The 16,198-nt window shown below is 70.5% G+C and carries 9 protein-coding genes; 5 read left to right on the top strand and 4 right to left on the bottom strand.

Translation table 11 applies throughout. The features are described 5' to 3' along the window. The first annotated feature begins 21 nt into the window (after nt 1–21). The gene (locus tag KA383_10750; protein MBP7746603.1) at nt 22–4,122 is read left to right on the top strand and encodes a hypothetical protein; all 4,101 of its coding nucleotides are present in this window, start codon (nt 22–24) and stop codon (nt 4,120–4,122) included. Nucleotides 4,123–4,130: 8 nt separating this feature from the next. Here KA383_10750 and cadA read toward each other — a convergent pair whose 3' ends face one another. Beyond that, nucleotides 4,131–6,320, bottom strand: a complete 2,190-nt coding sequence (gene cadA / locus KA383_10755; GenBank protein MBP7746604.1) for a cadmium-translocating P-type ATPase — start codon at nt 6,318–6,320, stop codon at nt 4,131–4,133. A gap of 328 nt (nt 6,321–6,648) precedes the next feature. Here cadA and KA383_10760 point away from each other — a divergent pair, with 328 nt between their 5' ends. After that, entirely contained in the window at nt 6,649–9,660 is a 3,012-nt protein-coding gene (locus tag KA383_10760; protein ID MBP7746605.1) for a hypothetical protein, read from the top strand. Between the two features lie 83 nt (nt 9,661–9,743). Then, nucleotides 9,744–10,691, top strand: coding sequence for a hypothetical protein (locus KA383_10765; GenBank protein ID MBP7746606.1), 948 nt, complete (start codon nt 9,744–9,746; stop codon nt 10,689–10,691). Here KA383_10765 and KA383_10770 read toward each other — a convergent pair. Beyond that, on the bottom strand, nt 10,627–11,073 hold the full coding sequence (locus KA383_10770) for a response regulator (protein ID MBP7746607.1): 447 nt from the start codon (nt 11,071–11,073) through the stop codon (nt 10,627–10,629). The two genes, KA383_10765 and KA383_10770, sit on opposite strands and share 65 nt — an antisense overlap. 224 nt (nt 11,074–11,297) lie before the next feature. Between KA383_10770 and KA383_10775 the strand changes: the two genes are divergently transcribed. Further along, nucleotides 11,298–12,344 carry a hypothetical protein gene (locus KA383_10775; protein MBP7746608.1) on the top strand — a complete coding sequence of 349 codons (1,047 nt, stop codon included), beginning with the start codon at nt 11,298–11,300 and terminating at the stop codon, nt 12,342–12,344. Between the two features lie 113 nt (nt 12,345–12,457). Here KA383_10775 and KA383_10780 read toward each other — a convergent pair whose 3' ends face one another. Both KA383_10780 and KA383_10785 read right to left on the bottom strand, forming a co-directional pair. Then, the gene (locus KA383_10780; protein ID MBP7746609.1) at nt 12,458–13,645 is read right to left on the bottom strand and encodes a tetratricopeptide repeat protein; all 1,188 of its coding nucleotides are present in this window, start codon (nt 13,643–13,645) and stop codon (nt 12,458–12,460) included. A 97-nt stretch (nt 13,646–13,742) separates the two neighbouring features. Next, nucleotides 13,743–15,023, bottom strand: coding sequence for a competence/damage-inducible protein A (locus tag KA383_10785; protein ID MBP7746610.1), 1,281 nt, complete (start codon nt 15,021–15,023; stop codon nt 13,743–13,745). A 113-nt stretch (nt 15,024–15,136) separates the two neighbouring features. On the opposite strand from KA383_10785, the gene KA383_10790 reads away from it, so the two are divergent. After that, nucleotides 15,137–16,183: a folate-binding protein YgfZ gene (locus tag KA383_10790; protein ID MBP7746611.1), complete on the top strand. Its 1,047-nt coding sequence runs from the start codon at nt 15,137–15,139 to the stop codon at nt 16,181–16,183. Nucleotides 16,184–16,198 lie beyond the last annotated feature (15 nt).

Below are 16,198 nucleotides of genomic sequence, written 5' to 3' on the forward strand. Positions count from 1 at the left end.
CGCGGGAGCAACGGAGACGTCATGGACCTTGCGTACACGGGTTGGCGCCACTTGGTTGTGGTGATCATGGTGGGGCTGATCGGGCTGGCGGCGCGACCGACGCGCGGCCAGTCACCCGACGCAGCCGCGGGGCGCGCGTGGGCGCCCGAAGTGCAGGCGGCGCTGGCGGCCTACCGCGCGGACGATCTCGCGACGGCCGCGCAGATCAGCCGGCAGGTGCTCACGCAGGCGCGGGACCCGGCGGCGCAGCGCGATGCGGCCGTCGTGCGCGCCATGACTCTCCTACGCATGCCGGCGCGGGCAGACCGCAACGAAGGACGGGCCCGCCTGGAGCAACTGGGCGCCGAGGATCCGACCCTGCGCGACGAGCCGGAGTGCAACCTGGCCTTCGGCATCGCGCTGGGCGCGCTGACCGAGACCGCTGACGCACTGGACGCGCTCGACCGGGCAGTGACGGGGTTCGCGGCGCGCGGGGAGTTGGCGCGCCAGGCCGCGGCGCTGGTAGCGCTGGCCGAAACCTGGGCGCAGCACAACGAATGGGAGCACACGCTGCCGCGCTTCGGCGTACCCCGGCTGCCCGATCGCGACGCTGCGGACCAGGCGCGGCGCGCGCGGATCGCGGCGGCGCGCGCGGCGGCGGCGATCCTGCCGGGGCAGGCCGAGGCCGTGGACCGGATCGACGCGATCCTGGCGCAGTACCTGCTGGACTGCGGCGACCCGGACGGGACCGGGCGGGCGCTGCTGGAGCAGTTGAGCGGCCGGGATGCGTGGAACGCGGCGGCGGCGGACGCCGCTTGGCGCCTCGCGCAACACTGCGAGACGCTGGATCAATGGGCGGAGGCATTGGCCCTGTACGAAAGGCTGCGGCGGGACTGGCACGGCGAGCCCGCTCGCCGGGCCGAAGAGCGCATCGCGGACATCACGCGGCCGCAAATCCTGCTGCACGCTCCGGCGGCCGTGCGCAACGGGGAGCCGCTGCGCCCGCGCCTGCAGGTACGCGGCGTGCCCCGCGTGCAACTCGAATTGCGGCAGGTGGACGCGGAGGCATGGTTGAACAGCGCCCGGACACGCCGGAGCGAAGCGCTGCTGCCGGAGTCCGGCTCGGTGCGGGTGGCGCGTGACGTGGAGACGAACGCGGAGGCCACGTATGCGTGGTGGGATTCGGCGTTGACGGGGACGGAGCTGGCATGCAGCGCGGAGTCGGGTGCCTACGTGCTGCTGGCACGCGGGCGCGATGCTGCCGGGCGCGAAATCGTGGTGAAGCGCCTGGTGACCGTCAGCGATCTGCGGGTGGCCGCCTGCGTCGGTCCGCACACGGCGGTGCTGTGGGCGCCCGCGTCTGACGAAGCCGGCGCCGACGAGCCCGTGACGGCGCAATTCTGGATGGACCAGTCGTTCACGCCGACGGATGTACGCTTCGAGGGCGACGTGGCCCGGTTTGCGCTGCCGGCGGAGGCGCACGTGATGCGCGACAAGGGCTGGGTATGCCTGGTCCGGCGCGGCACACAGCTAGCGGTTTGCCGGGGCCGCGTGCCGGTGCCGGGCGCGGAGGGCACTCCGCGCATCGCGCTCCTGGCAGCGCCGCCCACGCCGGCGGTGGGAGCGTCACTGTACGTGGCCGGTCTGCTCTTTCCCGGCAATGAAGTGGGGGTACCGCTGCCGGCGGGCACGGCAATTGATCTGGAGGTGCGCGATGCGCTCGAGGCCGTGCAGCGACAGCAGCGTATCGATGCACTGGCGGGCGCGGCGCTCGCCGCGGAATTTCCGGTGACCGCGGACCTGGCCGCGAAACACCTGCGTGTGCTGCCGCGGCTGGTCGGGCAGAGCGTGGGCAACCTCTTCGGGCGCGCGACGGTCAGCATTCCGCCGCTGGAGCTGGCGCGTTTTCGCGTCCGCGTGGACATGCCCACCTGGCTGGCGGCGGACGCGGCCGTGCTCACCGGCGCCGTCGTCGGCGAATACCCGTGGGGCACAGCGACGTCGCAGGCGCCGGTCACGTGCGAGTTCCGCGCGCGACGCCTGCCGGACGCGGGCGAGAACAGCGCGCCGATGACCGGCGCATTCGCGGTGCGCGACGGGCGGCTGGACCTGGCCGGTCGCATGCCGTTCGAGGTGTCGCGCGCGGAATTCGGACTGCCGGAGGGACCGCTGGCGATCACCGTGACCGCCACGGTCCGGAGCTGGGATGGGCGCGAGGGCGTCGGCAAGGCGGAGGTGCTCGTGGCGGCGCAACGACGCCACGCGTGGCTGACGGTGGCGCCGGGGGACTGGACCGTCGGCAGCGAGATCCGGTTCAACGTCGGCTGGTTCGAGCCCGGCGGTGTGGCGGTCGCGCGCTTCCCGGAAGTGGTCGTGCAGCACGGCGGCGCGCCGGTCGCGCGACTACCGCTGCAGGCCACCGCCGGCGGACTGGTCAGCGCGCCGTGGCGGCCGTCCGCCCCCGGGGACTACGCGGCCATCGCAACGCTGGCGGTGGTCGGCGACGAGCCGATCCCGCTGCAGACCACGTTCCGCGTCGGTGACGCCGCGACAGCCCAACCGAACAGCGGGACCGGTGTGCGGCTCGCGGCGCATTTTAGCCGGGTGGATGAAGACGCGGTGGTGCGCTTCACGCTTACTGGTGAGGCGGACTGCCCGCTGCTGGTGCTGCTGGCCGACAGCGAGCCCCATGCCGCCTGGAGTGTCGGCAAGCCGGGCCAGGCGGAGCACGCCGGGCACTTCCTGTTGCAGCGCGAACCGGCGTTGGGCTTGCGCACCGTACTGCTCGCCGCCCGCCCGAAGGGTTTTGAGATTCTCGCGGCACCTTACGTGGCGGCTGATCCGGAGCGCATGCTCCGCCTGGACCTCGCGGTTGCGTCGCCGGATGCCTGGCCCGGCACGTCCGCGGAGGTCACGGCCCGCTGCGCGGCGACGCCCGCGCCGCCGCCCGGGACGACGCTCATGGCGCGGCTGATCGCCGCAGAAGATGTCGGCTACGAGAACCGGCGTGTTGCCACCCGCGACGTGGACGACACCTGGGCGGACCTGGGCCTGTCCATCGTCGGCTCGGCGGGCGACACGGCGACGGTGGCAAAGCCCGATGACTTGCGGCCGGCGTTGGAGGCCGGCCTTGGCGCGCTCTGGCCCGCACTCACCGAAGGCGTGACGCTCTGGACCACCAGCGTCGAACTCGGCGAGGACGCTGCGACCACCCTGTCCGTGCCGCTGCCGGCGACGCCCGGGCTGTACAAGTTGATCGCCATGGCGCGGACACCGGCGGGGACGGTCGCAACCGCGCAGACTCTACTGGATGCGCGCCGCGGCGTGCGGCTGGCGCTGGATGTGCCGGCGCGCTTGACGCTCGGCGACCGCTCGCAGGTGGCGGTGCTGGTCGAGAACGGCTACGCCGAGCCCGTCCACGTGCAGGTGCGCTGCACGAGCGACGGCGGGCTACATGCGGAGACGGCGCGCGTGGCGCTCGAAGGTCACGCCGCGCAGCCGGCGCCGGTAAACACGGCGGCGAGCGTCGAGCTGCCCGCCCTGGGCCGCGCGTGGCTCCATGTGGATGTGGAAGCCGCGCGGGCCGGCGTGGGCGAGGTCCAAGCGGAAGTCACGGCGCGCGAGCAGCGGCAGACCGCGCGCACGCCGTACGAGGTGCTTCCGGCAGACGAGCCCCCCACGGAGGCGCGGCTGCGCATCCAGCGCACCATCATGCTCTGGGTACCCCCACCGGGGGCGGAACACGTGCACACCGCCGCGCATCCGCACTGGCGCTGGGTGCCGCTGGAGTCCACGGCGCGCCTGGTGCCCGGGCAGTCCCTCAAGGTCGTGGAGGAACTGGATGTCACGGCCCCGGAGGCGGAGCTGCTGTGGACGCAGCGCGTACCGCCGACATGCCACCCGGTGACCGGCGCAATGACCAAGCCGACGCAGATTGGCAGCCCACGACCGGACGTCACCGACGCGCTGGTGTTCGATGTGCCGGGCCTGAAGCCGGGGCGCAATCGGCACGAGTACTACCTCGTCGTGGTGCGGCCCGGAGCCTGCGTGCTGCCCGCACCGCAGTTACAGCGCGGCACCGAGGTACTGAGCAGCACCGTGACGCCACCGGAGCTGTGGCTGGTCGCACCGGCGGAGCGTTGAGCGCGGCATCAGAGCGCGCGTCGCAGGCGCAGCGAATTGGCGACGACGGTCAGCGAACTGCACATCATCGCGGCCGTGGCCAGCGCTGGGGGCAGCGGCGTGAGCATGGCCACCGGCAGCATGACCAGGTTGTACGCCACGGCCCAGAAAAGATTCTGCTTCATGATCCGCGCGCTGCGGCGCGACACGCGGATCGCGTCCGCGATGCCGTGCGGCGCGTGACCGACCAGGCAAATGTCCGCCGCCGCGCGGGCCACGTCAGCGCCTGTGCCAATGGCGATGCCCACGCTCGCGGCGGCCAGCGCGGGCGCATCGTTGATGCCGTCACCGACCATTGCCACGTGTCCATGTTGCGCGGCCTGCGCGCGCACACGCGACAATTTCTGCTGCGGCGTCAGTTCGGCCTCGTACGCGTCCACGCCGAGTTGCTCCGCGACCCGGCGCACCACCGCCGCACGGTCGCCGGAGAGGATGCGCGTCCGGATGCCGAGACGGCGGAGCGCGTCGAGGGCGGCCGTGGCCTCGGGGTGGAGCGGATCGGAAAAGGCGAAGAGGGCGGCGGGGCGACCGTTGAGCGCGGCCCAGACCACGCTGCAGCCCGTGTCCGCCAGCGCGTCGGCCTGCGGGGCGTGGGCCGCGGTCTGGATCCTGTGTTCGTCGAGCCACGCGGCGCTGCCCACCAGCACCTGGTCACCGCCAACCTGGCCGCGCAGGCCGGCACCAGGTCGCGCGTGCAGGTCCTGCGCGGGCGGCAGGTTCAGGCCGCGCTCCCGCACCGCGCGCACCAGGGCCTGGGCCAGCGGGTGCGCGCTGAGCTGTTCCAGCCCGGCCGCCGCCTGCAACACCGTGGCTTCATCGGCGCGGTCCAGCAATTGCACGCGGGCGAGGGCCGGCTGTCCAAGCGTCAGCGTGCCAGTTTTGTCGAGCAGCACCTCGCGAACCTGGCCGGCCGCCTCCAGGGCCGAGGCGTTGCGCACCAGGATTCCGTGCTCGGCGGCCCGCGTCGTGCCCACCAGGACGGCCGTCGGGATGGCCAGCCCCAAGGCACACGGACACGCGACGACCAGGACGGCGATCATCCGTTGCACGGCCGGCAGCAGCGCGGCGTCAGCGAGCCACAGCCAGCCGGCCAGCGTCGCCAGCGCCAGACCGAGCACGACGGGCACGAACACGGCTGCCGCGCGATCGGCGAAACGCTGCCAGGGCGGTTTGGTCGCTTGTGCGTCCGCGACCAGCTGCGCGATGCGCGCCGCGGCGCTGGTGCGACCGGTGGCGGTCGCGCGCAGCTCGAACAGGCCGTCGACCACTTCGGTGCCCCCGTAGACCGTTTCCCCGGCAGCGCGCTCGACAGGCAAGGCCTCACCCGTCAGCATGGCCTCGTTGAGTGTGCCGCGACCGGACACGATTTCGCCATCGACCGGCACGAGCGTCTGGGCGCCAACGCGCAGACGATCGCCCGGCTGCACGGCGTCGATCGGCACGGTTTCGGTGCGGCCATCCACGACGCGCTGCGCGGCGCGCGGGATGCGCGCCATGAGACGCTCCAGCGCCGACGCCGCACGCCCACGCGCCCGGGCTTCCAGGTGTTTCCCGAGCGCGACGAACCATACGATCATCACGGCGGCATCGAACAGGATCAGCTCATGGTTGTGCGTGGCAACGCCGATCACGCCACTTAGCAGGGCCGTCAGGGCGCCGAGACTCACGAGCAGGTCCATGTTCGCCTGACGCGCGGCCAGGGCCCGCAGGGCGCCGACCAGGATCGGGCCGGCCGCCGTCACAAAGACCCCCACAGTGAACACCGCAAGCACCAGCCAACCCGCGCGGGACGGGTGCAGCGTGGGCACGACGTGGACGGCGACGACCGGCAGGCCCAGGACGGTGGCCGCCAGCAACCGCCACTGCTGCCCGCGCAGGCGGCGCTGCCGCTCGTCGGCGGACGCAGCCGCGGGTCCGCCGGGCGTCGCGATCCAGGCCTGATAACCCGCGCGCGACACGGCCGCGAGCAGGGCCTCCGCCGGCGGGGGCGCGGCGGCGGCGAGGATCACAGTTGCGTGCGCAGTGGCGAGGTTGACGCTGGCGGAGGCCACGCCGGGCACCGTGGTAAGGGCTTTCTCGACCGCGGCGATGCAACCGGCGCAGTGCAGCCCGCCGAGTTCCAGTTCGACGCGTCCAGGGGTGTTGTCCGACGATGACATGCATGAATCATAGTATGGCACCGTCCAGGGATTGGCATGGCGGGAATCCGTCCCGGGAGGCGGTCGAGCCGCCAAGCCCGCGGGGGCGACGGCCGGGCGTCAAGGCGACTCGAAAACGCGGTTGCGTCGGTGGGGGTCGGGGGCTAAACTGCCGCGCGTATGTTGTATGGGGCGCCCATACTCGGCTTCATAAGTTCATCCCTCTCGACCGGTGTGAGTGATGCGGTGAGTGTGGATGGCCGGACGGCGTGTGCGCGCGTACGCCGCCGCGGCAGGCCGACGAGTTCGGACTAGCGGGCTCGACGTGCCGGGTTCGAAGGAGATCCGGATGGCAGTGGTGGCGAGAGTCTGGAGCGGGGTAGCGTTGCTAGTCGTCTTGGCGCTCGTGCCCCTGGCGACCGCGCAGAGCGAGCAGTTGCAGGCGGCGATCGACCTGTATGAACAGCAGGAGTACCGGGCGGCGCAGGACGCGTTGCTGAAAATCGAGCGCTCGGGGTTGACCGACGCCGAGCGCGGCACGCTGGAAGAGCTGCTAACGCTGCTGCCGCAGGCCATTGCGGGCAGCGACCAGGCGGCCCGGGACATGGCTGAGGCGGACGCCGCCTTCGAGGCGGGCGACTGGGACAAAGCTGAGCGACTGTACACGGCGGTCGGGCAGAACAGTCACGCGCGGGCCGCGGCGCGCACCACCGCGGCGGCCCAGTTGCAGCGCATTGTCGAGAAAAAGAAACTCCCCGAAGCACCGCGGTCCAACGGGCCGGTGGTGACCAGCGGCGACCCGCAAGTCGTCATCGCGACCGACCCGACGCCGCAGTCGCCGAGCACGCCAGCACCAGCGACCCCGGCCCAGGCTGCGCCGCAGACCGCGCCGCCGCCGACACCGGCCGAGGAGCCGGTCGGGCCGCGCCCGTTGACGCCGACGGACGAGCTGCGGATGCGGGACGAGCTGCTCTGGCAGCGGGCGGTGGCGATGGCTGAGTCGCTGTCGGCCGAGGCGCGGGCCGCGATGGCGGACAGCGATTTCATCACGGCCCGGCAGCGGGTGGCGGCGGCGCTCCAGGCGATCGAGTCGGCGGCGCACTACGCGGAGCCCGTGTCCAAGTATGAGACGTCGCGCGCCGGCGTGCTCGCGCTGCAACGCGAGATGGAGCTGGCGGCGGACGACCACGCGCGCCTGACGGCCGATCGCCAGCGGCAGGAGATCCGCGACCAGATCGAGCGCCGCAAGCTGCAGATCGAGCAGCAGAAGGCCGAGAAGATCATTCAGCTCTTCAACTCGGTCGAGCAGTTGCGCCGTGAGCGGCGTTACGGCGAGGCGGCCGAGGTGCTCCGTGAGATTCTGCGGATCGACCCGGGCAACGCGGAGGCGCGTTACCAGCTCAACTGGGCCGAGGATCTCGAGTCGTTCGATCGCCAGAGTCGCTGGCAGGCCGACGTGGATTCGCAGACCCGCCGCGCGCTGGAGAACGCCGAGGACGCCCTGATCCCGTGGGACGTGGACGTCATGTATCCGCAGAACTGGCTGGAGCTGACCGCGCAGCGCGCGAAGCAGGGCATCAGCACGGGGCGCGACATCGGCGATGTCGAGCTGAATCGCCAGCTCAGCGCGGCCCTGCCGGACGTGCGGTTCGAGGAGACGCCGCTCGAGCAGGTGATGGACTTCCTCACCGACGTTACAAAGATCAACATCTCGGTGGACTGGACGGACCTGGCGGACAACGGCATCGAACGGGACAAGGCCGTGACGGTGCAGTTGAGCAACGTCACGTTCCGGGCGGTGCTGAACGAGGTCTTGGCGCAGGCCGGCGGCGACACGCGGCTGGCGTTTGCCATTGGGGACGGTCTGCTCCGCATCGCGACGAAGGACAAGCTGGACCGCGACAAGCTGGTCCTGATTTACGACATCCGCGATCTGCTCATCAGCCTGCCGCGCGCGCAGCGCCAGGGGCGTTTCGACGTAACGCAGGGCCTGGGACAGAATACCGGCGTGGGCGGCGGTGGCGGCGGCGGCGGGGCGGCCAGCGGCATGTTCGGCCAGGGCCAGGGTGGCCAGTACAACCAGCAGCAAGACCAGCAAAACCAGGACAACACGGCGCTGACGCAGCAGATCATCGACATCATCCGCCAGACCGTCGAGCCAGATTCCTGGCGCGAGACGGGGGGCGGCGACGGCTCGATCCGCGATCTGAACGGGCAACTTATCATTTACAACACGTCCGATGCCCACCGGCAGGTGGCCGACCTGCTCAGCCAGTTGCGCGAGACGCGTGCCCTCCAGATCAGCGTCGAATCGCGCCTGCTCAGCGTGACCTCGAACTTCCTCGAGGAATTCGGCGTCGACCTGGACTTCGTCTTCAACGCCGGCAACGCCGGGTTCGACCAGGCCCAGGGAGCCACCGGCGTGCTGACCGATCCCGCCACGGGGGCCATCGTGCTCATCCCGCGCGACTACTCCCGGATGGGTGTGCTGCCGGCGACACCGGCGTTCGGCGTGCCCCTGACGGCCGGCACCGTTCCACAGCAGCCGTACTCGTCGGCGGGGCTCGTGCCCGCGGAGGGCGGTATGATCCCGTCGTCACACTACTTCACGCCGATTTCCGCGCAGCAGAACTCGGTCTCGCTCGCCAAGCCGAACGTGGCCACCGGCGTGCCGGGCACCTTTGCGTCGCAAGCCGGGCTGACGCCGGCCCTGAGCATCGCCGGCTCGTTCCTCGACAACCTGCAGGTGGATTTCCTGATCCGGGCCACGCAGGCCAATTCGCGTTCGAGCATCGTGCAGGCGCCGCGGATCGTGATCTTCAACGGGCAGGCCTCGCGTATCGACGTCGGTAAGGCCCGCACGTACGTGGCCAGCCTCGAGCCGCGGCTGGCCGAGGCCGCCGTCGGTTTTGCGCCGGAAACGAACGTGGCTTCGAGCGGCGTGGGCATGTACGTGGAGGGCACGATCAGTGCGGACCGGCGCTACGTCACGCTGACGCTGAGCCTGGAGTCGCGTGAAGACCCGACGTTCGAGCGGTTCGAGACGCAGCGCGCGAGCGGCAACTCGCCCGGCGCGTTCATCGAGCTCCCGACCGAGACGTTCACCACGATTCAGACCACCGTCTCGATCCCGGACGGCGGAACCGTGCTCATGGGCGGGCTGAAGCAGGTCGGCGAGGTCGAGGTCGAGGCCGGCGTGCCGGTATTGAGCAAGATCCCCGTGCTGAAGCGCGCGTTCACGAACCAGACGACCGTGAAGGACACGCGGACGCTGCTCATCCTGGTCAAGGCCAAGATCATCATCCAGAAGGAGGCCGAGGACGAGGCGTTCCCGACCTTCTCGCAGGGCGCCGGCATTTGACCGCGCTCGACCGGCGCTGAACACCACGGATTGAACGACGCCCGTTGCCCACCGGCGGCGGGCGTCTTGCTTGAGGCTGCCAAGTGCTCTGGCTCGGCGAGATTACCTGCCTGGTTCTGCTCGCGACGGGCGACCCGCCGGCGGCAACGCAATCGACGACCGCACCGGCGGCGTTTCAGCCGGGGGTCTGGATCGACTGGCGGGCGCCGGCGGTGCACGTGCAGACCCGCGTGGTGCTGCGGGCGGGCGCGCTCGAGTTTCTCGCCTGCAGGCCCGGCAAGGAGCACGAGAGCATCGTGCGCTGCGACGCGGCGGCCACGCATGTCTACCTGGCGCTTGGACTGATCGGCGTACAGCCTGGTCACCCGCCGCGGTGGAACCCGGAAACCGGCACATTCGCGCCCCCGGCGGGCGGGCTCGTGGACATCGCGTTCATGTGGGAGGAGGACGGCCGCAAACGCACCGCCGACGCGTACGAGTGGCTGCGCGAGGTCGAATACGGCCGCTCCCCCCTGCCGCGGCCGTGGATCTTCGCCGGCTCACTGCGCACCGCGGCGGGCGGGCTCGCCACCGACCAGTCCGGGGTCGGCGTCGCGCTCGTGGATTTTGCGGACAGTCTGTTGTGCTTCTCGCGGCGTTATCCGAGCCGGTATGGCGCGCTGTGGGCCACCGCGCACACCGCTGCGCTGCCGCCGCTCGACACGCCGGTGCGCATGGTGCTGCGCCCGGCGCGCCCGCGTCCGCGCGTGGTCGTGCTGGACGCGCGGGGCGTGGTCTGGCTGGACGGGCGCTACGGCACGCTCGCGGACCTGGCGGACGTGATCGGTCTCGAACGTCGGTTGGACCCTGGGTACGTGCAGGTGATCGACGTGACGGCGGCCTTGCGGAGCGACGTGCGCCGCCTGCGGGAGGGGCTGCGGGCCGCGGGCGTCCCGGCGGATGCCGTGCGGTTGGAGGGCGGTGCGGCTATTCCGCAGGCGGAGGCTCGGCCCCCCGGCGTCCCGCCGCACGTTTCAACTGACGGAGCTTGAGCAGGTTCTGGACGCGTGCGAGCAGCTCGATCTTGTTGACCGGCTTGCTAAGGAAATCGTCGCTGCCGCACTCGCGGGCGCGTTCGAGGTCGCCCATTTCATTCAGTGCCGTGACCATGATGATCGCGATGTCGCGGTAGCGGGGGTCGTCCTTCAGCAAACGACAGACTTCGAAGCCGCTGCGTTTGGGCATCATGATGTCGAGCAGGATCAGGTCAGGCTCGTCGCGCTCGACGGCCGCGAGCGTCGCTTCGCCGTCAGCGGCCAGACGCACGTCCACCCCCAGCGGCTCCAGGTAGGCTTCGAGCAGCTCCAGGATCTGGGGATTGTCGTCGGCGATCAGGACCTTGAAACGCGGGGTGTCACTGTCAGACTGACTCATGGGCGCTGCGACTCCGGTTTTCGCGCAGTTTGCCGCAAGCCGCGCCGGAACGCAACGCCGATTCTTCCGGACCGCGGCGCGGGCCGCGGGTCGCCAGCTTGTCGGAAACCCGGGACGGGGATATATTGCCTCAGGGCGGGCAGGGTCGGCGCCCGGCCCGCGCGAACGGGCAGATCCGGACGGGCGTGTGTGCCGTCCTGATGTGACTGATGGGAGTGCATCGCATGCGCAGCATGGTTGGAACGCGACAGCGCTGGGCGGCGTGGTTCATGGTCGTCGGCCTGGCGGGTGGCCTGTGGGCCGCGGGCTGCGGCGGCTCCGGCAACGCCTTCGAGTACTTTCTGCCGCCCTTCCTCGCGACGGGGGCCATCACAGGGGGCAGCAACGCGCCGGCCACATCCGGACGCCAGACGGGCGGCGGCCTGGGCACCGACACGGGCGGCTTCATCGATCCGTGCACCGAATCGCAGTCGCGCAAGTTCGTCCGCATCGCCATGCGAAACCAATGCGACGATTACGTGCACTACTTCCTGATCCTGATCGCGCAGGTCAACAGCGACACCTATCCGACCGGCGCCGTGTGCCCGACCGACATCGGGCTGTACACCTCGTTCGGCTACATCTCGGTCCCCGAGGGCCAGTCCGTGCCCCTGGGCAACTACTGCGTGGTCGGACCGGCGTTGTATTACTTCCACCGCGGCGGGCAGTTCCGCTCGGCCGGCGGCACCAGCGCCAGCAACCTGAGCTCGGCGATCGGGCCGGCGCAGGGCACGACCCCCACATACGACGGCTTCTTCACCAGCGCCGGCGCGACGGTGCCCGTGCCCAACCTGATCCTCTTCCACAATCCCGGCACGACAGCGGGCGGCCAGGCGCTCAAGGTCAGCCGCAACAACCCCTCGCCCTGCGCCACCGGCGACGTCACGACGGCCGGCGACCCCGACTGCGCTCAGGACGCGTTCTACTACGTGGACGAGACGGACCGGATCACCGGTTCCACCGCACTGGGCGTGGGATCGGGCCGGCGCGTGCCCGGAGACATTCAGGGCACTGGTTGCGAATGCACCGGCGCCAGCGTGGCGTTCCAGGAGCTTGCACCGGGTACCGGCGGAACCAACGCACCGTGCAACGCGTTCTACCGCGGCGGGCGAATCGACTACGCGTTCGTCCGCGAGGACACCGAGCCGGCGTACCCGCAGCTCCTGTGGCGCGTGACTGACAGCAACGGTGCACGCATCCACGACTTCGATGACCGGGCAAACATCCCCTAACCGGCTCTATGGAGCGGAGTTCCGTAACGGAACCCCCGGTACGAACGGTACGCGCAGCAGCCCCGACGGGCGCTTGGCTTTCCAGCGGCACCGGTCGCCGCAATCCATCCGCGTCACGGTTGTTCGGTCAAGTCGCCCGCCGGCTGCGTGGTTAACGGCGCGCCCACGCTCTGCAGGTATTGCCGGGCACGCTCGTTATTGGGGTCAAGCTGCAGGATCTTCTGATAGACGCTGATCGTCTCTTGTGACAGGGTCGGGTCCGCGGTGACGGCCGGGCCGACCAGGCGTATGAGCAGGTCCTGCAACTGCGCGTAGGACGCGGCCAACTGCTCGAGATACTTCACGTTCCTCGCATCATACTTGTCGCTGACCGCGGTCTCGGTCATCAGGATTGCATCCAGCTCGGACCCGATCAGGTTCACGAGCGCCTGCTGGCGGTAAACGTCCGCAATGCGCATCAGCACGGCGGCGGCGTCGGGGCCTTTGCCTGGCAGCAGCTCGCCGGTCGGTTCTCCCCGCAGGTTGCGCCCGTAGAACGAATTATGCAGCGCCTGCAAGACGCCGACGTTCGGCGGCGTGGAAAGCAGGATCTGGTAGGAACCCGCCAGCCGCTGCAGCACCTTGCGGTCAAATGGGCTCCGCGCCAGCGCTGCCGCCGACATCTGCACGTATTTTTCCGCGTCGGCCAGCGCGGCTTCCATCTGCTGCGGGTCGCGCTGGAGCGCCGTCTGGCGAATCTGCACGAGCGTGAGTTGCGCGTCGAGGTCCGCGGTGTCTGCCTGCACGGCCTCGAGCGCCTTATTGATGCCCTGCTGCGTCTGGCCCATCTGTGCGTACGCCGTGGCCAGCAGGCGCTTCACTTCGGCGCGCCCCTCGGGTGGGGCGACGCTTTCCGCGCGTTCGAGGAAGATCGTGGCTTGCCGGGGCGTGCGGTTCGCGACCCAGATCTTGCCCGTGCCCAGGTTGGCGCGGTAGTTGCTCGGCTCGCGATCCAGCACGTTCTTGAAGTACGTGCGGGCCAGGTCGTAGTCGTTGCTCTCCATCAGGATCTCGGCCGCCAGCAGGTTCCCCTCGATGTGACCCGGCGCGTCCACCAGCGTGCGCTTGAGCAAATCCAGAGCCGCGGCGAACTGGTTGGCGTTCTTGAGCTGTCTGGCGCGAGCCACCGCCTCATCGGGGTCCATCCTCGTTGGCTGGGCCGCGGCGGGCTGTGACGCGGGTGGCGGAGGCGACTCCTGGGCGTAAGCGAGCGGGGTGGCAAGACCCACGATGGAACAAAGCAGCGCGATTCTCAGGACCATCCGGCAACTCCTCTGCGAGCCAGAAACATCGCGACGCCGGCCGTCCGACCGGGCACGGGAACGTTCCCTGGCGATGATAGCGTACACGCCCAGATCATTATCGGCCACTCACCACCCCGCCATGAACCGCCGCCGGGGGTACGAGTTTCAACCGGAGCAGGTTCAGCGCCGTGCGCGCGGCGCGCAAACGGATCGCCTCGCGCGATGCATCGTGGCCGAAGCGGAACTCGTGCATCTCGGTCCCCGCCGGGCTGGCTAGCCCGATGTATACCAGACCGACCGGCTTGGCAGCCGTGCCGCCGTCCGGGCCGGCGATTCCCGTGGTCGACAGCGCGAAGTCGGTGCGGAAGGTGCGCCGCGCCCCTTCCGCCAGGGCCCGGGCGACCGGCTCGCTGACCGCCCCGTGCCGGTCCAGGTCGGTCCGGTCCACGCCCAGCAGGTCCGCCTTAACATCGTTCGCATAGGCAATCACCCCGCCCGCGTAGTACCGGCTGCTGCCAGGCACGTCGGTGATGAGCGTGCCGATCAGGCCGCCGGTGCACGACTCCGCGGTGCACAGCGTCTGGCCGGCGTGGACCAGTAACTCGCCCACGACGCGCGCGAGCGTGTCATCCTCGCACCCGAAAACGACCACGCCCAGTCGCCGGCGGATCTCGGTTTCGGTCTCGTCGAGCAGCGTCGTGGCGGCGGGCAGCGACGGTGCGGTGGCGTTGATGCGGATGCCGATCTGGCCGAACTCGGCGGTCGTGCCCACCTCCGGGTTGCGGCCGCGCTGCATCAGGTCGCGGATCTGCTCGCCAACGTCGGACTCGCCCATGCCGAACGTATGCAGGCGGCGACTCAGGACGACTGTCTCGCCGGTTGCGCCGCGGAGCCGGGGCACGACTTCCGCGTCGAACATAACGCGCATTTCAAACGGCACGCCGGGCAGCACGTAGCACGGGATGCCGCGCACGGTCGCGAGTATGCCCGGGGCGGTGCCGCAGGCGTTCGGCAGAATCGTGCTGTGGCGCGGGGCCAGTGCCTGCACGGCGTTATGCTCCGGCATCGTGCGGCCGCGCGCGGTGAAGAAGGCGCGGATGCGCTCGAGGCTGGGCGCGTGCAATTCCAACGGCGCGCCGGTCGCGCCCGCCAGCGCCGCTCGCGTCAGGTCGTCGTCGGTGGGTCCCAACCCGCCAGTGACGACGATGACATCACACGCAGCGGCGGCCTCGAGGATGGCCGCGCGCGTGGCGGCCTCGTCATCGGGGACGGTGATGTGCCGCTGGGTGCGGATGCCGACGGCCGCGAGGCGCGCCGCGAGCCAGGCGCCGTTGGTGGCCACGGTCTGCCCCAGCGTAAGTTCGGTCCCGGTGGAAATGATCCACGCGCTGCGCATCGCCGTCATCCATAATTGCACGACTCGCGGGCTTGACGTAGGCTGATTGTAGACGATCCGCCGCCGTGTGCGAATGGACGCCGCGCCGCCGCGGAGGGTCGCGGAGCGACTCGATGGTCGCGTTGTCGCCATTCTCCGACGCTCGCTGCTATACGGCCCGGGAACTGCAGGATATCCGCGGCGTGCGGATGGCGGCGCGGTTCGCCTCGGCCGGTGAAGAGTATGACAGCGCGCGCACCGCCGCGGTCGTGTTCGACCGAAGCGATCGCGGCCTGGTGATCCTCACGGGGGCCGACCGGCGGGCGTGGCTGCACAACCTCGTGACCAACACGGTCAGCGCACTCAGCGAGCACGCCGGCGTCTACGCATTCGCGCTCAACGTCAAGGGTCGCATCCTGTTCGACCTGAACATCCTGTGCCTACCGAAGATGTTGTGGCTCGACGTGGATGCGCAGGCCGTGCCGGTGGCCGCCGCGCACTTCGACCGGCACCTGTTCAAGGAAGACGTGAAGATCGTGGACGGCGGCGGCCAATATGCCCGCCTGGGTTGCGGCGGCGCGCGGGCGGCCGAGCTGGCCGAGCGGTTGGACGTGTCGAATTTCAAGGCGCTGCCGGCGCTGGCAACGGTGCCGCTCGCGGACGGGTCGGTCCACCTGCTGCGGCACGACGCGCTCGGCGCGCCGGGATTCGAGTTGGTGGTCCCGCGCGGGGACGCGGGCGCGTGGCTGGACCGGCTGGTGGAGATGGGGGCGCGACCGATCGGCTACCACACGCTCGATCTGCTGCGGATCGAGGCCGGCATCCCCTGGCTGGGCAGCGACTTCGCGGACGACGTGCTGCCGCCGGAAACCGGGCAGCTCGAGCGCGGCGTCAGCTTTCACAAGGGCTGCTACCTGGGGCAGGAGGTGATCGAGCGGATGCGGGCCCATGGGGCGCTGGCCCGCCGGCTGGTGCAGTTGCGGGTGGCGGACGGCGCTGGGCTGGCGCTGCCGGCGGTGTTGCGTCGTGATGGCCTGGAGGTCGGGCGCGTGACGTCGCTGGTGCCGCACCCGCGCAAGCCGCACTGGCCGGGGCTCGGCTACCTGAAGACGAGCGTGACCGGATACGCGGACATCACGGTGGGCGATCCGCCGCGGCCAGTTACGATCTGCTCGAAGTGAAGGCACCGCCGTCTC

This window comes from Phycisphaerae bacterium (assembly GCA_017999985.1).
GTDB lineage: Bacteria > Planctomycetota > Phycisphaerae > UBA1845 > Fen-1342 > JAGNKU01.